The sequence below is a fragment of the Nitrosovibrio tenuis genome, from assembly GCF_900109785.1.
In the GTDB taxonomy this organism is placed as follows: Bacteria; Pseudomonadota; Gammaproteobacteria; order Burkholderiales; family Nitrosomonadaceae; genus Nitrosospira; species Nitrosospira tenuis_A.
Genome location: NZ_FOBH01000003.1, coordinates 390,708 through 410,689, shown reverse-complemented (window position 1 = coordinate 410,689; position 19,982 = coordinate 390,708). Strand labels below are relative to the sequence as shown.

The 19,982-nt window shown below is 51.4% G+C and carries 19 protein-coding genes; 3 read left to right on the top strand and 16 right to left on the bottom strand.

The features are described 5' to 3' along the window. Nucleotides 1–447 precede the first annotated feature (447 nt). The 13 genes from BMX00_RS06645 to BMX00_RS06585 all read right to left on the bottom strand — a co-directional run bounded on the left by BMX00_RS06645 (nt 448) and on the right by BMX00_RS06585 (nt 12,006). Nucleotides 448–831: a hypothetical protein gene (locus BMX00_RS06645; protein ID WP_143053052.1), complete on the bottom strand. Its 384-nt coding sequence runs from the start codon at nt 829–831 to the stop codon at nt 448–450. Between the two features lie 64 nt (nt 832–895). After that, entirely contained in the window at nt 896–1,783 is an 888-nt protein-coding gene (sucD, locus tag BMX00_RS06640) for a succinate--CoA ligase subunit alpha (protein ID WP_090828195.1), read from the bottom strand. A gap of 8 nt (nt 1,784–1,791) precedes the next feature. Next, nucleotides 1,792–2,973 (bottom strand): malate--CoA ligase subunit beta, encoded by a 1,182-nt coding sequence (locus tag BMX00_RS06635; RefSeq protein WP_090828250.1) that lies wholly within the window; start codon nt 2,971–2,973, stop codon nt 1,792–1,794. Nucleotides 2,974–3,185: 212 nt separating this feature from the next. After that, nucleotides 3,186–4,136 (bottom strand): HpcH/HpaI aldolase/citrate lyase family protein, encoded by a 951-nt coding sequence (locus BMX00_RS06630; protein WP_090828194.1) that lies wholly within the window; start codon nt 4,134–4,136, stop codon nt 3,186–3,188. Between the two features lie 418 nt (nt 4,137–4,554). Then, entirely contained in the window at nt 4,555–5,544 is a 990-nt protein-coding gene (gene mltG, locus BMX00_RS06625) for an endolytic transglycosylase MltG (protein WP_090828193.1), read from the bottom strand. 20 nt (nt 5,545–5,564) lie between these two features. After that, on the bottom strand, nt 5,565–6,812 hold the full coding sequence (gene fabF / locus BMX00_RS06620; protein ID WP_090828192.1) for a beta-ketoacyl-ACP synthase II: 1,248 nt from the start codon (nt 6,810–6,812) through the stop codon (nt 5,565–5,567). Between the two features lie 36 nt (nt 6,813–6,848). After that, the gene (acpP, locus tag BMX00_RS06615; RefSeq protein WP_090828191.1) at nt 6,849–7,085 is read right to left on the bottom strand and encodes an acyl carrier protein; all 237 of its coding nucleotides are present in this window, start codon (nt 7,083–7,085) and stop codon (nt 6,849–6,851) included. A 205-nt stretch (nt 7,086–7,290) separates the two neighbouring features. Continuing rightward, on the bottom strand, nt 7,291–8,034 hold the full coding sequence (gene fabG / locus BMX00_RS06610) for a 3-oxoacyl-ACP reductase FabG (RefSeq protein WP_090828190.1): 744 nt from the start codon (nt 8,032–8,034) through the stop codon (nt 7,291–7,293). Between the two features lie 71 nt (nt 8,035–8,105). Then, entirely contained in the window at nt 8,106–9,065 is a 960-nt protein-coding gene (fabD, locus tag BMX00_RS06605; protein ID WP_090828189.1) for an ACP S-malonyltransferase, read from the bottom strand. A 157-nt stretch (nt 9,066–9,222) separates the two neighbouring features. Continuing rightward, nucleotides 9,223–10,182 carry a beta-ketoacyl-ACP synthase III gene (locus BMX00_RS06600; protein WP_090828188.1) on the bottom strand — a complete coding sequence of 320 codons (960 nt, stop codon included), beginning with the start codon at nt 10,180–10,182 and terminating at the stop codon, nt 9,223–9,225. Then, nucleotides 10,179–11,240 carry a phosphate acyltransferase PlsX gene (plsX, locus tag BMX00_RS06595; protein ID WP_090828187.1) on the bottom strand — a complete coding sequence of 354 codons (1,062 nt, stop codon included), beginning with the start codon at nt 11,238–11,240 and terminating at the stop codon, nt 10,179–10,181. Before plsX ends, BMX00_RS06600 begins: the two co-directional genes overlap by 4 nt. A gap of 63 nt (nt 11,241–11,303) precedes the next feature. Further along, on the bottom strand, nt 11,304–11,483 hold the full coding sequence (gene rpmF, locus BMX00_RS06590; protein ID WP_090828186.1) for a 50S ribosomal protein L32: 180 nt from the start codon (nt 11,481–11,483) through the stop codon (nt 11,304–11,306). 22 nt (nt 11,484–11,505) lie between these two features. Then, entirely contained in the window at nt 11,506–12,006 is a 501-nt protein-coding gene (locus BMX00_RS06585) for a YceD family protein (RefSeq protein ID WP_090828185.1), read from the bottom strand. Nucleotides 12,007–12,661: 655 nt separating this feature from the next. On the opposite strand from BMX00_RS06585, the gene BMX00_RS06580 reads away from it, so the two are divergent. Both BMX00_RS06580 and BMX00_RS06575 read left to right on the top strand, forming a co-directional pair. Further along, on the top strand, nt 12,662–13,258 hold the full coding sequence (locus BMX00_RS06580; RefSeq protein WP_177171786.1) for a Maf family nucleotide pyrophosphatase: 597 nt from the start codon (nt 12,662–12,664) through the stop codon (nt 13,256–13,258). Continuing rightward, entirely contained in the window at nt 13,255–13,959 is a 705-nt protein-coding gene (locus tag BMX00_RS06575; RefSeq protein ID WP_090828184.1) for an SAM-dependent methyltransferase, read from the top strand. Before BMX00_RS06580 ends, BMX00_RS06575 begins: the two co-directional genes overlap by 4 nt. A gap of 59 nt (nt 13,960–14,018) precedes the next feature. Here BMX00_RS06575 and BMX00_RS06570 read toward each other — a convergent pair whose 3' ends face one another. Then, a complete protein-coding gene (locus BMX00_RS06570; protein WP_090828183.1) occupies nt 14,019–14,969 on the bottom strand; it encodes a S49 family peptidase in 951 nt (316 codons plus the stop codon). 171 nt (nt 14,970–15,140) lie between these two features. Next, entirely contained in the window at nt 15,141–16,151 is a 1,011-nt protein-coding gene (locus tag BMX00_RS06565; protein ID WP_425433872.1) for an RluA family pseudouridine synthase, read from the bottom strand. A gap of 423 nt (nt 16,152–16,574) precedes the next feature. Between BMX00_RS06565 and BMX00_RS06560 the strand changes: the two genes are divergently transcribed. Continuing rightward, a complete protein-coding gene (locus tag BMX00_RS06560) occupies nt 16,575–19,304 on the top strand; it encodes an Rne/Rng family ribonuclease (RefSeq protein ID WP_090828181.1) in 2,730 nt (909 codons plus the stop codon). A 94-nt stretch (nt 19,305–19,398) separates the two neighbouring features. On the opposite strand, the gene BMX00_RS06555 is transcribed toward BMX00_RS06560, so the two are convergent. Continuing rightward, the gene (locus tag BMX00_RS06555) at nt 19,399–19,887 is read right to left on the bottom strand and encodes a low molecular weight protein-tyrosine-phosphatase (RefSeq protein WP_281245895.1); all 489 of its coding nucleotides are present in this window, start codon (nt 19,885–19,887) and stop codon (nt 19,399–19,401) included. Between the last annotated feature and the right edge of the window lie 95 nt (nt 19,888–19,982).

Genomic DNA, 19,982 nt, shown 5'->3' with positions numbered 1-19,982 from the left:
CGCCGACGCCGCAATCATCACGCCTACCCCAAGCAGTACCCCACTCAGCCACGGCTTCAATAACATCTCTTCTTCTCCTCTGTTCCGTAGTAATTGTTTGTTTTCAATATCAGGTACCCAGCCCGTTCCATGCAACCATCAAGGCTCTCCATCCCCAGATACCCGATACGTCCCTGCTTGTCCCTACCGGTCTTATTTGTCCCGTCAAACACCCGAGACTCACATCCCGACCTTGCATCCCCGAAACCTTCGTTCCCGAAATCTTGTATCCCCGAGACCCGCGTCCGCCTTATATCCCTTATATCCCTGAGATCCGGGGTTAACCTGAAACACCGCCTAGCCTAACCGCCAGCCATGGATGTGTCAAGGAAATTGAGAGACAAGCTCTACAAGTCATCTGTTGAACAAAGGCTCTTTTATTTCCTGTCTGTTTCCTCATCTTTTATCTTATTTCGTCGCCAGCCAAAGCACGAGCCCAGCCAGCACGCCAAACAGCATAATACAGATAATGACGAGAATCTTTAACCGAGCCCGAAACACCTCGATGGCCTCAACAACGAAAGCATTTTGCTCAGCCAGTGATTTGATCAATTCAGCAGAGGACTTTTGCTCTTCCCTCAACTCGGCGATTCTCGCCTCCATCACTCGAATGCGTCTATTCAGATTGACGAAATCGTCCCCGCCTGGCGCGCTTGATCCTGCGCCAAAGCTATCCGAATCGGTTTTTATTGTCGAAAAGAGGTGCTTCGCCGCTTTAACGATATGCGGCGCGGATTCCAGTACATTTCCCCAGGGGATGATTTTTAATGCTGTCATCCAACCGATCGCCATCTCAACCTCCAGCATTCAGCCTATATATTTCAGTTTATAGATGAAACCATGGGCCGGATGGAATCTATGTTCTGGCCAATACCGCTGCCACGGTGTCACCGATTGCTGAAGGTGTCGGACAGATGGCCACGCCCAGGTCTTTCAGCATGGCAACTTTTTCTGCGGCACTTTCTCCGGCCGACGAGATAATCGCGCCGGCATGTCCCATGCGGCGACCTTCAGGAGCGGTTAACCCTGCTATATAAGCGATCACGGGTTTGCTCATATGCTCCTTGGCGAAAAATCCGGCTTCGACTTCCTGTGGCCCGCCAATCTCACCGATCATGACCACCACTTTCGTTTCGGCATCCTCTTCAAATCTTTCCAGAATATCCCGATGCGAGCTGCCTATGATTGGATCTCCACCAATACCCACCGATGTCGATATGCCTATGCCCAGTGTTCTCATCTGGTCAGCTGCTTCATAGCCCAACGTTCCCGAGCGAGCGACAATCCCGACACTGCCTTTGATATAGATATGTCCGGGCATGATGCCCAGCATTGCTCTTTCCGGACTAATAGTACCTGCGCAGTTTGGTCCTGTCAGCACCATTCTTTTTTGGATGGGAAAACGCCGAAGGAAACTCTTGACGGTCATCATATCCTGGGTTGGAATGCCGTCCGTAATGGCCACGCAATACTTTATCCCGGCGTCGGCCGCTTCCATGATCGAATCCGCCGCAAACGCCGGCGGGACGAAGACAATCGTTGCATCCGCGCCAACGTCCTGCACAGCTTCTTTTACCGTATTGAAAACCGGCAGGCCCAAGTGTTGCTGGCCACCTTTTCCCGGCGTAACGCCGCCTACCACGTTAGACCCATAGGCGATCATGTCCCTGGCATGAAAGGTGCCGATCTTGCCGGTAAACCCCTGGATTATTATGCGTGTACTCTCGTTAATTAAAATAGCCATTGGTTTCCTTAGACTTCTTCCGCAATCACTTCATTACGAGCCCGGACAACTTTGCTCGCCGCTTCCATCAATGTTGCCGCAGTGATGATGGGCAGGCCGCTTTCAGCGATGATACGACGCCCTTCCTCAACATTTGTCCCGGATAAACGTACGACCAGCGGAACTTTCATATTGATATTTCTTACCGCGTGCACGACGCCTTCGGCGATCCAGTCGCAACGGTTAATCCCCGCAAATATGTTAACCAATATCGCCTTGACCCCTTTGTCAGCCAATACCAGCCGAAATGCTTTTTCCGTACGCTCAGCAGAGGCGCCGCCACCCACATCAAGAAAATTAGCCGGCTCCCCCCCGGCCAGCTTGATCATGTCCATCGTAGCCATGGCCAAACCTGCGCCATTGATCATGCACCCAATGTCGCCTTTGAGGCCGATATAGCTCAGGCCATAATCCGCAGCGGTCACTTCACGAGGATCCCCTTGGGTCTTATCGCGCAACTCCGCGATCTCATGACGGCGGAATAACGCATTATCGTCAAAACTCATTTTGGCGTCCAACGCGATAAGTTCACCGCCACCCGTGACAACCAATGGGTTGATTTCCAGCATATTTGCATCCAGATCGCGCAAGGTGCGATAACAGCCCCGTATGGCTTTGACGGCATGACTCAGTTGCGTGGCTTCCATTTCCAAAGCAAAAGCCATCTCCCGCGCTTGAAAATCCTGAAGGCCGACAGCGGGTTCTATATAAATCTTTTTGATCGCATCGGGATTCGTACGGGTCAACTCTTCAATTTCCATTCCACCCTTGGCCGAACCGATCATGACGATGCGCTCAAAACTCCGGTCAATCAGAAAACAAAGATACAATTCTTTAACAATTTGCATCCCTGCCTCGACATATACTCTCGAGCACACTTTACCCGCCGGCCCGGTTTGATGGGTAACCAGATTTTTTCCCAACAACTCTTCTGCGGCGGCTCTCACCTCATCATGGCTTTTGCATACCTTTATGCCACCTGCTTTACCGCGCGCTCCGGAGTGAATCTGTGCCTTGACTACCCAAACGTTCCCGTCTATCTCCCTGGCTCGCTGTACACTTTCCTCCGGGCTGTAAGCCAGACCGCCTTCCGCAGTTTTAATACCGTATCTTGTTAAGATTTCCTTCGCCTGATACTCGTGAATATCCAATGCATCACCCTTTCTTGTTATGAATTCTTGTATCAAAACAGATCAAGCCTCTCCATGGAGACAGCGACTGATTTTTCTAAAAAGCTCCGTATAAGCCATGGGTTCGCCGAACGCGGCAGTAGCTTCGCCGAATAAGAGGCCGAGCAGGCACATAACCTGAACCAGTACGGAAATCAAAAGAAAGGCCGCTAAACGCGGCCCCTAGGAATGCATTATCCGGCTCTTGCATCCATTGCCTCTGCCATTTTAACAACGTTATTAGCCATTCTTGCCGAGGCAGCATCGATTAATCGGCCATCCAGTGCCGCTGCCCCCCTGCCTTGCGCCGCAGCTTCTTTCAAGGCCTCCAGAATGCGTTGTGCTTTTTCAATTTCCGCGGCGGGCGGCGTGAACACTTCATTAGCAAGGGCTATTTGTGACGGATGAATAGCCCATTTACCTTCGCAGCCCAATGCGGCAGCTCTTTTGGCGGCCAATTTATAACCATCGGGATCTTTAATATCACCAAAGGGGCCATCAATCGGGCGTAAACCATAGGCGCGGCAGGCTACGATCATACGGCTGAGTGCTGCATGCCATTGATCACCTGGATAGTCCGGATTGAGTCCGCCAATGTTTGTTGTTCTGGCACGATTGCTCGCAGCGTAGTCGGCTACACCGAAATGTAATGCTTCCAGGCGGCCTGACGCACCATTTCGCGCGATATCTTCTACATTTGCCATACCCAAGGCTGTTTCAATCAATGCTTCGAGACCAATTCTGTTCTTTAAGCCCTGCTGCATTTCCAGTTGAGTTACCATCGCCTCGACCATATATACATCAGCATAGACGCCCACTTTCGGTATCAACAGGGTATCCAGCTTATGGCCGGCCTTTTCGATCAAGTCGACCACATCGCGGACCATGAACTGCGTATCCAGGCCGTTAATGCGTACCGATATGGTTACTCCATGGCCTTTCCAATCCAGGTCATTAAGTGCCTCAATGACGTTTGCGCGTGCCGACAGCTTATCGTCGGGAGCAACCGCGTCTTCAAGATCAAGAAAAACGAAGTCGGCACCGCTTTTCATCGCTTTCTCAAACATACCCGGGTTTGAACCCGGTACAGCTAATTCGCAGCGTTGCACGCGTAGAACCGAAGCTTCGTATAACGTGTGACTCATTTGCTCTTTCCTGTAATAGTTAAATTGAAGCGGATGGTCGCGGATTTTGGATCCTAAACCTCTGAATAAACCCTCCGCTGAGGACTTATTCAGAGGTTCCCTAACTTCTGTAAACAAAGAAACAAGCGGCCTCTCTTTTAAACAACCCGCAATTCTACTTTTGGGGCGAGTAATGTCAATTTTACTCTATCCCAAGGCCAACAAAACGAACGGCTCCGCCCAAGGTCGCGTTGCCATAACTGGGCTTAAATGAGGAGCTTATACCGGAGCTTGAACAGGTAGCTTAAATTTTGGTTGTCAGGGCCTTCCGGAGAACAAGCAACACCACCCGCACCACCTGGCAGACCGTAACCCATCCATACGCGCATACGAGCGATATGAGTGGTGGTGTAGCTCGTCCGTTAAGCGATCGCGGCGATTATCGTTTCTGATACTTCGATACCGCTCTGTTGTGTTCTTCCAAATTAGTGGAAAAGTGGGACTCTCCATTCCCTTTAGCGACAAAATATAATGCATCAGTCTTTGCTGGATTTAAAACCGCCTGAATCGAGGCTAAACTCGGCATGGCAATGGGTGTCGGCGGCAGGCCGCGGCGCGTATATGTATTATATTCCTGATCAGCTAGAAGGTCTTTTTTACGCAGGTTACCGTCGAACTTGTCGCCCAATCCGTAAATAACCGTGGGATCAGTTTGGAGCATCATGCTCAATCGCAACCGATTGAGAAACACGCCGGCAACCATGCTGCGGTCACTTTCCCTGCCGGTCTCCTTTTCAACGATTGAAGCCAAAATCAGTGCCTGATACGGGTCTTTCAGCGGAAGGTTTACTGCGCGTGCGGCCCAGGCATCGTCAAGATGATTCTGCATGGCGCGGTAAGCCCGTTTTAATATCGCCGCATCGCTGCTGCCACGTGCAAAAAAATAGGTATCGGGAAAAAAAAGCCCTTCCGCTGCGGTTTCATTTGCACCGATCAATTTCATGATCTCGCCATTACGCAGATCGATCGTATCGTGCCGGACGGAGGGATGCTGATCCAGCGTTTGCCTAAGCTGAGAAAAAGTCCAGCCTTCTATGAACCTGATCTCGCTCTGGGTAATGTCGCCTTTAGTGATGCGCTTCAGCAACTGCAGGGGCGAAGTACTGCCAGTGATTTCGTAATCACCCGCCTTGAGCGATGACGCAAGACCCATTAACCGCGACAGTAGAATAAATGACCAGGCATCAGGCAAAACGCCCTCATCGGCGAGTTGATTTGCTACGCTTTTCAAACTACTGCCCGGTTTAATCGAAAATTCGTAGGGAAGGGAGGGAAACTGAACGGGATTATTAACCCGATACGCAATCCATCCAGTAAACAGCAAGATCCCGGCGATCGCCAGGTAAAGCAAGCGTTTTAGCGTGCGCATGCATTATTGACAATAAGAAATCAGACTTTACGAAAAATCAGCGTGCCATTTGTGCCACCAAAACCAAATGAATTTGACATCGCTACTTCAATCTTCATGGGTCGCGCCGTGTTGGGAACATAATCCAGATCGCATTGCTCATCCTGATCGAAAATATTAATGGTGGGCGGGGCGATCTGATGATATACCGCCAAAGCTGAAAATATTGCCTCCACCCCTCCCGCCGCACCAAGCAGATGACCGGTCATGGATTTAGTCGAATTCACCACAAGCTTTTTCGCATGTTCGCCAAAGCAGCGTTTCACCGCAACAGTTTCCGCGATATCGCCCAGCGGTGTCGAAGTGCCATGCGCATTGATATAATCGACCTCGGCAGCAGCCATTCCCGCATTTCTCAGTGCATTTGCCATGCAGCGCGCGGCACCCTCCCCGTCTTCGCTGGGAGCAGTCATATGGTAGGCGTCCGCGCTCATGCCAAAGCCGGACAACTCGGCATAAATTCTTGCACCGCGGCGTTTCGCGTGCTCCATCTCTTCCAATACCAACACACCCGCGCCCTCACCCAGCACAAAACCATCCCGGCCTTTATCCCATGGCCGGCTGGCCGTAACAGGATCGTCATTGCGAGTCGACAGCGCGCGCGCCGCCGCAAACCCTCCGATGGCAAGCGGGGTTACGCACGACTCGGCGCCACCTGCGACCATTATATCCACGTCACCATATTCGATCAGACGAGCTGAATCGCCGACGCAATGGGTAGCAGTGGAACAAGCGGTTACGATAGCGAGATTTGGGCCTCTGAAGCCGAACATAATCGAGAGATTGCCCGCGATCATATTGATAATGGTACTAGGGATAAAAAATGGGGAAATTTTGCGGGGACCTCCCGCATGATAAGCGTCATGCGTGCCCTCGATCATCGGTAAACCGCCAATGCCTGAACCAATGTTGACCCCGATACGTTCGGCATCAAGATGATGACCATCTATGTTTTCAATACCCGCGTCCCTCACCGCCTGGATCCCCGCAGCCATGCCATAATGGATGAAAATATCCATTCGGCGCGCGTCTTTGGGGGAAAGATAATGCGTAACGTCAAAATCCTTAACTTCTCCGGCTATCTGGGATGCAAATGCAGAAGCATCGAAGCGACTAATACGGGTAATGCCCGAGTTTCCAGCAAGAACATTGCCCCATGCATCCGAAATGGTGTTACCGACAGGCGAAATGATGCCCAGCCCGGTGATCACTACCCTGCGCTTGGACAAAGTGACTCCTAAATGAGATTGCTGTGAAGCAAGGTGTTAACTTGTGTGAGAATTTATATAATCGATGGCCTGTTGGACGGTGTTAATTTTTTCTGCCTGTTCATCAGGGATTTCGCATTCAAATTCCTCTTCCAGCGCCATGACCAGCTCTACAGTATCGAGCGAATCCGCACCCAAGTCATCTACAAAGGAGGATTCATTCTTGACTTCGGCCTCATTCACTCCCAGTTGTTCAGCCACAATTTTTTTTATACGCTGATCTACATTTTCCATCTAACTACCTCTTCTCCGGTAAGAAAAATGCCGCCATTCTAACAAGTTTTCCATATTAATAAAATCGAAACCGCCCAGGGTGAAAACGGGAAAAGCAACGAAGAGCCATCCGGGGTAAATCGTTCCTGGAAATAGCTGCCGGGAACGGACTTGCGGACGTGCGAGATGCTGGGGCTCGTTCAGAGATTTCGCAAACAGTTATTGATTAATCCATATGCATGCCGCCATTCACATGAAGCGTCGCGCCAGTGATGTAGCCTGCGGCTGGCGAAGCAATGAATGCAACGACTGAAGCGACCTCTTCGGGACGGCCCAATCTTCCCACCGGCACATGCTGGATCAGGTTTTGCTGCTGCTGACTGGTGAGGGAACGCGTCATATCGGTCTCTATGAATCCGGGTGCAACACAGTTGACGGTAATGTTGCGGCTGCCCACTTCACGCGCCAGGGATTTACTGAAGCCGAATATTCCAGCTTTGGCGGCCGCGTAATTGGCCTGTCCCATATTGCCGATAGAGCCGACTACGGAAGAAATATTGATGATACGCCCGTAACGGGCTTTCATCATGGGGCGCAGTACACCTCGGCTCAAGCGAAATACCGATTTGAGATCGGTTTCAAGGATATCATCCCATTCCTCATCTTTCATCCGGATAAGGAAATTATCGCGAGTAATGCCGGCATTATTCACCAGTATGGCGATATCCCCAAACTCGTCATGCACCGCTTTAAGAATGCTTTCAATCCCAGCGGCATCATTAACGTTCAGCGTCATGCCGCTACCCTTGATTTCGGTCTCCTTCAGGTAACGACTGATGGTTTCGGCGCCCTCCTGGGTGGTGGCGGTGCCAACAACTGTGGCGCCCTGTCTGCCCAGTTCAAGGGCAATGGCGCGGCCAATGCCGCGGCTGGCGCCCGTTACGAGTGCTACTTGATTTTGCAATGCCATTCCCCAATACTTCGATCATTAATCACACAAATAAAAACTCTGAAAACTCTACAAATAAAAACCACCGAATATCATTCCCTCGGCACTAATATACTGCTGGCACTCCGGATCGCCGCGCCGTCTGTCATTGCCAGGCTCTGCAAATTTGCGGAGATACGTTTGTTAAGTCCGGAAAGTACTTTACCCGGGCCGCATTCCACCATATGAGTTACCCCTGCGGCAGCAAAAAAACGGATGATTTCGGTCCATCGCACGGGACTGAACAATTGCTTGATCAGAACCTTCTTTATAGTTTCGGGATCTTCATGCTGTTGCACATCCGCGTTTTGCAATAATGGAATTTTGGGTGTGCCGAGTGTCACCCCCTGCAATCGCTCACGCATCCTTTCGGCCGCCTGCCTCATCAAGGAACAATGCGAAGGAATACTCACGGGCAACATTATAGCCCGCTGGGCACCCTTCGATTTCGCCATCTCCATTCCCCGCAGCACAGCATCCTTATGGCCTGCAATAACGATTTGACCAGGTGAGTTGAAATTGGCCGGTTCCAGCAATTGGCCATTTGAAGAATGAGTGACCTCGTCGCAGATTGCTCGCACCACCTCATCCTCGAGTCCGAGAATTGCGGCCATGGCGCCCGTACCTTCCGGCACTCCCTCCTGCATCACTTCGGCGCGAAAACGTACAAGCGCCAGCGCATCCTCGAAAGCGAGCGCCCCGGACGCCACCAATGCAGTGTATTCCCCTAGACTATGACCGGCCATGAATACCGGGCTTACGTTTCCCAAGGTGTTCCAGGCGCGATAAACCGCAACGCCAGCCATCAGCATTAACGGCTGGGTATTCACGGTCAGATTAAGCCTGTCCGCCGGACCATCGTGAACCATTGCCCAGAAATCTTCTCCGAGAATGTCGGAGGCTTCAGCGAATGTTTCGCGCACCACGGGAAAATCGGCGTATCCATCCATCATTCCCATCGATTGCGACCCTTGGCCAGGAAAGATACAGGCAAATTTTTCAGGGAGATTCATCAATGCCGCGTTATCAGTTCATCAAAGTAAATTCTCAATCAGCCTTCACATATGGGAAGCCGATGACGAAAATGGAAGCGTGGACGGTGAGCCGTTCGCGCAAACAGGGCTTAAAAAAATCGAAACGAATCTCCAAATTGCCGGGACGCAACATTTATCACCATCGGATCAATACCGCACCCCAGGTGAATCCGCCGCCCACGCCCTCCAATAGCACATTCTGGCCTGTCTTGATCCGCCCGTCGCGAACGGCAATATCCAGCGCAAGCGGAATGGATGCCGCGGAAGTATTGCCTTGCCCGTCCAAGGTGGCGACCACTTTCTCCATAGGCAAACCTAATTTTTTGGCGGTGGAGCATATGATCCGGATATTGGCCTGATGCGGAATCAGCCAGTCGATATCAGATATCTGTAAGTTATTTTCGACAAGAACCTCATATACCACTTCTTCCAGAACCTTTACCGCAAATTTGAAAACTGTATTGCCTTCCATCACCACGAATGGATTACCTTGCGCCTTCCCGCCGCAGAAATTCCCGGGCGCTGCCAAAATGCTGCTGTAACTTCCGTCAGCATGCAGGTGGCTAGAAATTATTCCCGGCTGGTCGCTTCGGGTCAGTATCACCGCGCCCGCCCCGTCGCCAAACAGTACGCACGTGCTACGGTCTGTCCAGTCGAGAATGCGCGAATATATTTCAGTGCCAACCACCAGCGCCGTACGGCACCTGCCAGCACGAATATACAAATCCGCTGTAGCCAGGGCGTAAATGAAACCGCTGCATACTGCCTGCACGTCGAACGCAGGGCAACCCTTGACGCCAAGCTTATTCTGAAGAATGCAGGCAGTGCTGGGAAAAATCATATCGGGTGTCGTCGTGGCGACGATAATCAAATCGATCTCTGCGGGGGAAATTCCCCCCGCCTTCATCGCTTCCCGGCTGGCATTGAGTGCCAGATCACTTGCCATCTCGCTATCGGCTGCGATATGCCGCTGCACAATACCGGTGCGGCTGCGTATCCACTCGTCACTGGTATTCACCATGCGCTCAAGATCATGGTTAGTTAGGATTTTTTCCGGCAGGTAGCCACCTGTTCCAATGATTTTGGAATACATCATGCGGGACGCTCTTCCGCCAGGGGCCGATGATAGGAAGACGAATTTTTGAAATGATGAGGCAATTGCGCCACACGTTCGCTGATATGGCGCAGCATCCCGCCGCGTACCTCATCCACCGCTCGCGCGATCGCAAAACCAAACGCAAGACTGTCAGCCGATCCGTGGCTTTTAATGACGATGCCACGCAACCCCAGCAGACTTGCACCGTTGTAACGGCGGTGATCGATCCGGCGTTTGAACGCTTTGATAACCGGAATTGCGATGAGGCTAGCAAATCTGGTGAGGAGATTGCGTCTGAATTCCTCCCGCAGAAAAATGGAAAGCATCTGCGCAACCCCTTCTGAAGTTTTCAGCGCAACATTTCCGACGAACCCGTCACATACCACTACGTCAGTCGTTCCTTTATAAATGTCATTTCCCTCGATATTTCCATAAAAATTCAAGCCGCTGTCACGCAGCAGCTCCGCCGCCTGTTTAACTACTTCATTGCCCTTGATCTCTTCCTCGCCTATGTTCAATAAGCCGACGCTGGGCTTCTCCTTATTTTCCACAGACGATACCAGTGTCGCTCCCATGACGCCGAATTGAAGCAGATGCTCCGCCGTGCAGTCCACATTGGCGCCCAGATCGAGCACGTAAGTATGTCCTCTGATCGTGGGCAATACTACGGCAAGAGCCGGACGATCGATGCCAGGGAGCGTCTTGAGTACAAACCGCGCGGTTGCGATCAATGCGCCAGTATTGCCCGCGCTGACACATGCTTGAGCTTCGCCGCTCTTGACAAGATTAATAGCAACGCGCATCGAGGAATTTTTTTTACCGCGCAATGCCAGGGCGGGCGACTCATCCATCCCGATAACTTCGCTTGCCGCCTGAACCCTCATCCTGGGACTGGGCGCAAACTTGTGCGAGCGCAACTCCAACTCGATAACATCAGGCAGGCCTACAAGAATGATGTCGGTTTCGGAATGACTCTGGAGATAATTGATGGCTGCGGGAACAGTTACACGAGGGCCATGATCGCCACCCATGCAATCTACGGCTACAGTAATATTCAATTTTGGCGCCCTTGAGGCCGGGATAAGCTGAAAACCCTGATCTCCGGAAGGATGAGGCTAAATTCAATCTCCTTTTGTTTTGATAACCTTCCTGCCGCGGTAAAAACCATTCGGGCTGATGTGATGGCGCAAGTGCACCTCGCCGCTGCCGGGCTCTACCGTCAACGGAGGATTGGTCAGCGAATCATGCGAACGATGCATGCCACGTTTTGATGGGGATTTTTTATTTTGTTGAACTGCCATAATCAACTCCTCAATATATAATTTAATGCAGTTTTTTTAATGCCGCCAGCGCGGCAAAATGCGGTTTTTGCTCTGCTGTACTAACGTTGTGCTGACTCCCGATCGAGCATTCGCTCTCATCATGACGCGGTGAGATTGGCAGGCTCAGTATTATTTCATCCTCAATCAGAGCAAAAACATCCAGGTCGGGCTCAGCCAGAATACCATCAACCGATTCATCTTCATCAAGAGAAGTGAGTTCCTGTTCATTCTCTGCCAATAGCAGCTCCGTTCGAAGATCCAGCATATGCCCGAGCTCGTCCAAACAACGCTGGCATCGCAGTTTTATCAATCCCTGAACGGAAATCTGCAAGATCGGCTTGGCATTCCTGTTTAGTGCGCCAGTGATCTCATACCGTAACTCGCCAGAATTTTCGGCCAGGTAATCCTGGAGACGCCCTAGGCCGGAAAGGGCTATTTTACCATGCTGCGCCCCGGCATTACGGGCAAAATCAAGGGCATCGATGATGGGTCGTACAGACATATGTGAATCTTAATGATAAATTGCGGTCGCGTTTATATATTATGGGTATATAAAGTGTTTGCAATATATATTTGTTTGCGAGTCCGTATGCGAGTGTGCGAGCGGCATTATGGTGGTGCCCGTCTGGGCGAACCCTTTTAGAGCAACCACCGATCGATACTTTTGACAAGAATTTCGGGCAAATCATTTATAGCAGTGCGGAGTTGCCAATTGAGGATAACCGGGTCAAGGGAACCGCTAAAGGATCGCCAAGGGGATGCCACGGGATAATCACATGGATCTATTACAGATCCAGCAACCTCGTACGCAACCTCACGGCGGCAGGCTGCTGCCGGAGTCCCTGCTGAGCTTCTGTCCGCCTCTTGTTGTCAGACTCTTCTTTTCAGCCTGTTAGTGAAGTTGATCTGACGTCCGCTTCTTCTGCTTCCCTGCAAACCTCCGGGCGGGCGGGATCTTGTTGCCACCCCTGCTGATAAAATATCAGCAATTCAGAAACATCTTGATCATTCTTCCGTGCGCACCATGCTTCTAAATTGATAAGTAATCGAAATTTGTATTAAAATTTCAGGGGCATTCAGGGGCACCGCACGGCGCGCATCATATATTTTTTACTCTCCAGTGTCAAAAACCTGTCTACAGAAAACCTTGGAAAACTTTGAAAACTCAAGAAATTGCTCAGCAGCTTGTTTTGGGGTCCAGTTCCGTTTATCGCCATGAATTACTCCGCCGTCTGCAAATGCCCTTTGAAGTATTTAGCCCGGAAATAGATGAGACTCCTCTGGTAAACGAGCGCCCCGACGCCACTGCTCTTCGTCTGGCGACCGCCAAGGCTCGTGCCGTTGCCGCGGTTTATCCGGACGCCCTGGTTATCGGTGCTGATCAAGCAGCGGTGCTAGAAGGCATTCAGCTTGGCAAGCCGTTGAACCATATGAATGCGACCAGGCAGCTACATGCCATACGCGGAAAAAAGGTCACGTTTTATACAGCACTGAGCCTTTTCAATGGCCGTAAGGGCCGCATTCAGGCGCGACTTGTCGCCTCTGAGGTCAAATTCCGCCATTTCACCGATCGTCAAATCGAAAATTATCTTCAAAAGGAACAGCCTTATCACTGCGCGGGTAGTTCCAAATCCGAGGGATTGGGTATTGTATTGATCGAGCGCGTAGTGAGCGACGATCCGAGTGCGTTGGTTGGACTGCCGTTGATTGCGCTGGTTGAGATGCTTGCCAGCGAAGGTGTAGAGATAGTGTGACCACGGGAACGCTCTATCTTATTCCAGCTCCACTGGGCGAAGGCAATATTGACTGGACGACCACCATCGCGGTGCGTCAATGCATAGCAAAGCTTGATCATTATATTGTCGAGCATCCCAAAACCGCCAGGCGATTCCTCAAACAAGCCGGGTGTATAGCATTGCAAAGTATTAGTATGCAGACATTGGATGAGCATACGCACATCAAGGAATTTGAAGGTCTACTCGAACCTCTGCTTGCGGGACGCGATATCGGGCTACTATCTGAAGCCGGTTGCCCGGCTGTAGCGGACCCAGGCGCGGGTTTAATCCGTCTCGCTCATAAAAAAAATATTCGGGTCGTGCCGCTGGTAGGCCCTTCCGCCATATTATTGGCTCTCATGGCATCGGGATTGAATGGTCAGCGCTTTGTATTCCACGGCTACCTTCCCATCGATCAAAGCAAGCGCGTCAATAAAATTATCGAGCTGGAGAAAGCATCGATAATCCGTGATCAGACGCAAGTATTCATTGAAACACCCTACCGCAATCAAAAACTGCTCGAGTGCATCATCTCTACCAGCCGTGATGATACGTCGCTCTGCATTTCTTCCAACCTCACTCTGGAGAGCGAGTCCGTTTCCACCCAAACAGTTAAGGAATGGCGGCGCGCTTTGCCGGATCTAAATAATAAACCCACTATTTTTTTATTACATGGATAGAAACTTCCAAAGCACACGGGAGATAATTTTCGTTTGGCGCACCGCAAAAGGTGAACTTTTTACCGCAGCGCCAATCCGATTCCCGAGCTAACCAGCACTTCCGCCGCCACAGCACCCAAACGTTTTGCGAAGCGCTCTGCGAACCCTTCACGGGTGGTGTAATCCACGATGTGCTCCGCCTTGATAACTTCGCGGGCCACATAATCCGCACTTCCCATCGCATCGGCAAGTCCAAGCTCAACGCTTCTCTCACCGGTCCACATAATCCCGCTGAATATCTGCGGGTCTTCTTTCAAGCGTTGACCTCTACCTTGCCGCACGACCTCCATAAATTGCTGGTGAATCTCGCCCAACATCTTCTTGGCGTACTTCTCCTGTTCAGGATTGATGGGGGAAAAAGGATCAAGAAAAGCTTTGTTCTCACCCGCAGTCAGCAGCCGTCGCTCGACACCAAGCTTTTCCATGGCACCGGTAAACCCAAATCCATTCATGAGCACACCGATGGAACCGACCATGCTGGCCTTGTCCACAAATATTCTATCGGCGGCTGCAGCAACGTAATAACCACCGGAGGCACAAATGTCTTCGACCACAGCGTAAAGCGGGATGTCGGGATATTCTGCGCGCAGGCGCCTGATTTCATCGTTGATATAGCCTGACTGCACCGGGCTGCCCCCTGGACTGTTAATGCGCAATATCACACCCTGGGTTTTCTTGTCCTTGAACGCATGCTGCAAGCCCGCATTAATGTTCTCCGCACTGCTAATGGTATCGGGAGAGATAACACCCCGCAGATCGACCAGGGCAGTATGTTTGCCGGAAATGGATATTTCGCTTTGGGAGAACCACCCTAACCAATAAAAAAGCAATATAAATAGATAGATAAATGTCAGGGATTTGAAAAATATACTCCAGTGACGCGCTCTGCGTTGTTCATGCAAAGAAGAGAGCGCCAGTTTTTCGAGTACCCGCTTTTCCCAACTTTCGTCGCGATTTTCTGAATCAGCCATTTATTAATCCTTCGAATGAAATAAAGCGCACTCGCGGCGATATCACTCTGCAGAAACCGCGAGCCTTTCTTCGCCTGCGAAGCCTCTCTTTGAATAAGCCGCAGTCTTAATAGGGCCGCGGCAGAAGGCCTGCCAGAAGGAATTCGCCACAGCCAATGGGATTATGTAGCGCTATGGATGAGATGGTCCACCTTCGGCCTCCAATCCTTGTAAAAACTCCTGCAAATCTTCCGGTAGTGGTGCTTCTAAGCAAAGGATTTTGCCTGTCGAGGGGTGCAATACCGTGGCTATGGAAGCATGCAGAAACATGCGTTCCAGGCGCGGCAGGGAGGTCCGCCTTGCCAATTCCTTGTTTAGCGCAAAATCCCCGTACTTGTCGTCGCCTGCTATGGGAAAGCCCAGATGAGCAAGATGAACGCGAATTTGATGAGTGCGTCCGGTTTTTAGTTCCGCTTGCAGCAGACTGAAATTCCGCCAGGCCTTTTTCAATGTAAAAACCGTGTGAGCAGTCATTCCGTCCTGTTCTTCACCGCGACTTGCAACCGCAACCCGTCGTTCCCCGGCAGGCGTCACATATTTATTGAGCGGCAGCTTCACGCTCTGTCTGGCGTTGCGCCAGATACCCTTCACCAGCGTTAAATATTCCTTTTTCATCGTGCCTGCCCGTATCTGCCTATGCAGTTCGACCAGTGCTGAGCGGTTTTTAGCGAGAAGTAAAACCCCGGAAGTTTCCCTGTCAAGGCGGTGAACCAATTCCAGGAATTTCCATTCGGGATGCTGAGCACGCAGTTGCTCGATAACACCCAAGCTTATGCCGCTGCCACCGTGAACCGCGACACCGGAAGGTTTGTTGACTACCAGGAGAGCTTCGTCCTGAAACAGCACTTCAAATGAAATGAACCGGCCCCTGGCTGCTGCGTTTCGTTTAGGCGACAGATCCCTTTCGATCATTTTTACGGGGGGAATGCGTACAATATCACCCCGCTGGAGATGATGCCCTGCTTCGACGCGTTTACTGTTAAGCCGCACCTGCCCACTGCGCAGTAGCTGATAGATGTGGCTTTTGGGAACGGTCTTCAGGCGTTTGATCAGGAAATTGTCGATGCGCTGACCATTACTGTCCTCGGCTATTGTTTCTTTAACAGCCGCCCGCGAAGGAAATTCTTTGCCCAAATCCTTAATTCTACTTATACTTGTCAACTCGGAGTTCCAGCCTATCCTTTATCCGGTGCGCGAACCAGCAGCACTGTTGATGAGATTTATCCGGCAGTGGCAAGAGCCAACCCCGAAATCTGGTTAACGTCGCTCACCAATAAAGTAGCGATAGTAATTGATTTGCGCGCTCAAAGCACACGTAGATTTCAGTTTCAGTTTCGTAGCGTCCAGTTGCGGATAGCCATAGTCGAAGCTTGATTGAAACTTGATTTTTCGGCCCTGCTTAGAAAAGCAGGGCCCTATTGACAAGCCAGAGAGATAGTCATTCTTTTACAGCAGCCCTGGATACCATGATCAAGTTGCCTGACTAAAAAGTTCTCGTATACGCGCTGGGATATGTTTCCTCGTGCGTAGGCTGTCTGCCCGTGACCAGAGCGCGGGAGGCATAAAATGAAACGCATGCTATTTAATGCGACACAGCCGGAAGAACTGCGTGTCGCTATTGTCGATGGTCAAAAGCTTATTGATCTCGACATTGAATCGTCCGGCAAGGAACAACGCAAGGGCAACATCTATAAAGGTGTAATTACCCGGATTGAGCCCAGCCTTGAAGCGGCTTTTATTGAGTATGGCGGTGAACGCCATGGTTTCCTCCCCTTCAAGGAGATTTCCCGTTCTTATTTCCGCGAAAGCTCAGATCCGGCCCGGGCGCGCATTCAAGATGCGCTTCGTGAGGGCCAGGAGCTTATTGTCCAGGTGGACAAGGATGAACGCGGGACCAAGGGCGCGGCGCTCACAACCTATATATCGCTGGCCGGTCGCTATCTGGTTCTGATGCCCAACAACCCCCGCGGCGGAGGTGTGTCGCGTCGCATAGAGGGTGAGGACCGCGCGGAACTGCGCGACATCATGGCACAGCTCAGTATTCCTGCCGGCATGAGCATCATCGCGCGCACCGCTGGGATAGGCCGCAGTGAAGAAGAGTTGCAGTGGGATCTGAATTATCTTCTACAGCTGTGGCGTGCAATCGAGGACGCTTCCAACAGCCAAAGTGGCGCTTTCCTGATTTATCAGGAAAGCAGTCTGGTCATACGCGCCATACGTGATTACTTTCATCAGGAGATTGGCGAAATCCTGATCGATACGGAAAGTATCTACGAGCAGGCGTGCCAGTTCATGAGTCATGTCATGCCGGCCAATGTGGGCCGCGTCAAGCTCTATCGCGACGATGTACCGTTATTTTCCCGTTTTCAGATCGAGCACCAGATCGAAACGGCTTATTCACGCCAAGTTACATTGCCTTCAGGCGGCGCCATTGTTATCGATCATACCGAAGCCCTGGTGTCGGTCGATGTGAATTCCGCGCGAGCCACCCGGGGTTCCGATATCGAGCAAACAGCTCTCAACACCAATCTGGAAGCGGCCGATGAAATTGCGCGGCAACTCCGTTTGCGTGATTTGGGCGGGCTCGTAGTGATTGATTTTATCGACATGGAAATCGCCCGCAACCAGCGTGAGGTGGAGAATCGGCTGCATGACTCATTACGTTACGATCGGGCGCGCGTACAAATGGGCAAGATTTCCCGTTTCGGCTTACTGGAATTATCGCGCCAGCGCTTGCGGCCGTCTTTGGGTGAAAGCAGTTATATTTCCTGCCCGCGTTGCCACGGCACCGGCCATATTCGTGGCACCGATTCTTCGGCCTTGCACATCCTCAGGATCATTCAGGAGGAGGCAATGAAGGAGAACACCGCCGTGCTCCACGTCCAACTGCCTGTTGATGTCGCGACATATTTGTTAAATGAAAAACGCGCTGAAATTCATGCCATCGAAGCGCGGTTAAAGGTCAATGTGGTATTGATCCCTAATGTTTATTTCGAAACGCCAAACTACAGCATCAATCGTTTGCGTCACGACGACGTGAAGCTGGCGGAAGTTCAAGCCAGCTATCAAAGGGTTGAAAAACCAGCAGAAGAAGCCGCTCTTCCATCAGTGGGGCCGGAAGTCAAACCGGTGCGCCAACAAGCCGCTGTACGAGGCATTACCCCATCACAACCTGCCCCGATACGTGAGCAAAAGGCGTATCAGCAACCTGAGCCGACATCCTTTCTGGACAGAATATTTGGCTGGTTCAAGCAAATGGGAGGTGAAGAAAAGGCGCAGCCGGAACAGGCCGCGAGCCACCCCGCCCGGTCTGAGCGCGGACGCCCCCGGCGCGACCGGGGTGATCGCGCCGAGCGGAGCACCGAAGCGAGCGGTGGGCTAGCTCATGCAGAAGCTTCACCTCAACGTTTGGAAAAGCGTGGTGAACCCAAGCCTCAGAGCGAACGAACCGCTCCAAAAAAGCAGTCGCGTGCATCGCGCGATGGAAAAATCAGGGCTGAAGTCAAATTACCAGGGGAGGGAGAACAGCCTGGGACTGAAGAAATTCCTCATCAAGAGGATGGCTCGCGCCGGCGGCGCCGTGGTGGAAGGCAGCGTGAACGAGGCGACCGCCCAGAGCGTGCTTTGCGTGAAAATAAACAAATGGATGCGAAACAACCCCATCCGCAGCAAACAACGAGCGAGCTAATGCATGAAGAAAAAAATGTGCAAAGTGCCGTAGCAGAACCTGTTCCGGCTTTGATACAAGAGACGCCGGCTCTTGTTCTGACTTCCTCCCCTCAAACAGCAGAGGTGACTCCGGAATCGGGTGCTGCCGCCCCTTCCGAGTTATTGCATGCGCATGAAGTCTTGCCATCAGCGGCGCCGATGAGACCAGCCGCAGCATCCGAAGTGCCGGAAGCCGCAAGCAGTGCGCTGTCTGCTCAGCTGCCTGCTGATTTGCCTGCTCATCTGCTTAGTGAGGAAATAACCTCTGAAAAATTGATTTCCTCCCCTGTTCCCGCCACGACAATAACTGCCCAAGTGGAAGTTTCAGGAACAGATGAGGAGTCAGGGGACTTACTGCCCGCAAGTCAGCATCAGGACGTTCAACAACCTCAGCCATCGGCTGGAATCGAGGTACCCGACCTGGCGGTAACTGGACTGGTAATGGTTGAGACTCTTCCCGAAAGGATAAAGCCAAGTGACACCGAGGCTGGAGCAGAATCGATATTACCGCAACGGCGAAAACGACCAGCGCCTGTGCCAGTGGTAGAGCACGACGAACCAATGGTACAAATCGAAACTCATAAGTAAAATTGTTCTTTGCAAAACAAAGCGGGGCGATTGGGCCCGGCTTCTTATTGACCCCGCTTCTTGTTCCTGCTCTAGTTTATTTTACAAAATATAGTTATCTTCTGTTTCGAATGTGATCAAGCAACCCCTTTCCGGCCGCTTCCACCAAATTCAGCACATGCTCAAAACCTTGATGCCCTCCGAAATAAGGATCAGGTACTTCTTTCACTCCTTCGAAATTATTGCTGTACTGCATGAATAAGCCTAGCTTGTGGCTGTATTGAGGCGGGCATTCCTCTTCAAGTATCTTCAGGTTCGGCTTATCCATTGCCAATATATAATGGAAAACCTCGAAATCCTTTTCATGTACGCGCCGGGCACGCAACCCCTCTGTGTCATAGCCTCGCCTCATTGCGGCTTTCTGAGCCCTTTCATCGGGAGGTGCGCCAACGTGATAGTCATGTGTCCCCGCCGAATCGACGTAAATCTCTTTCTCAAGACCAGCGGCCTGGACTTGATGCCTAAACACCGCCTCTGCAGTAGGTGAACGGCAGATGTTGCCCATGCAAACAAACAAAACACTTGTTTTGATATTTTCTTCCAATTTCGCTTTATTCCAAGTTACGTCATCTGCAGACCAGCGTTCGCCTCGCCAGGGTTAAGGCAAAGCCTCAAGTACCTTGAGTACGTTGAATATCT

Bases quoted from the DNA above. Each gene is read 5' to 3' on its own strand.
- BMX00_RS06645 (WP_143053052.1), bottom strand. From the start codon at position 831: ATGGCGATCGGTTGGATGACAGCATTAAAAATCATCCCCTGGGGAAAT.
- sucD (WP_090828195.1), bottom strand. From the start codon at position 1,783: ATGGCTATTTTAATTAACGAGAGTACACGCATAATAATCCAGGGGTTT.
- BMX00_RS06630 (WP_090828194.1), bottom strand. From the start codon at position 4,136: ATGAGTCACACGTTATACGAAGCTTCGGTTCTACGCGTGCAACGCTGC.
- mltG (WP_090828193.1), bottom strand. From the start codon at position 5,544: ATGCGCACGCTAAAACGCTTGCTTTACCTGGCGATCGCCGGGATCTTG.
- acpP (WP_090828191.1), bottom strand. From the start codon at position 7,085: ATGGAAAATGTAGATCAGCGTATAAAAAAAATTGTGGCTGAACAACTG.
- fabG (WP_090828190.1), bottom strand. From the start codon at position 8,034: ATGGCATTGCAAAATCAAGTAGCACTCGTAACGGGCGCCAGCCGCGGC.
- fabD (WP_090828189.1), bottom strand. From the start codon at position 9,065: ATGAATCTCCCTGAAAAATTTGCCTGTATCTTTCCTGGCCAAGGGTCG.
- BMX00_RS06600 (WP_090828188.1), bottom strand. From the start codon at position 10,182: ATGATGTATTCCAAAATCATTGGAACAGGTGGCTACCTGCCGGAAAAA.
- rpmF (WP_090828186.1), bottom strand. From the start codon at position 11,483: ATGGCAGTTCAACAAAATAAAAAATCCCCATCAAAACGTGGCATGCAT.
- BMX00_RS06585 (WP_090828185.1), bottom strand. From the start codon at position 12,006: ATGTCTGTACGACCCATCATCGATGCCCTTGATTTTGCCCGTAATGCC.
- BMX00_RS06570 (WP_090828183.1), bottom strand. From the start codon at position 14,969: ATGGCTGATTCAGAAAATCGCGACGAAAGTTGGGAAAAGCGGGTACTC.
- BMX00_RS06560 (WP_090828181.1), top strand. From the start codon at position 16,575: ATGAAACGCATGCTATTTAATGCGACACAGCCGGAAGAACTGCGTGTC.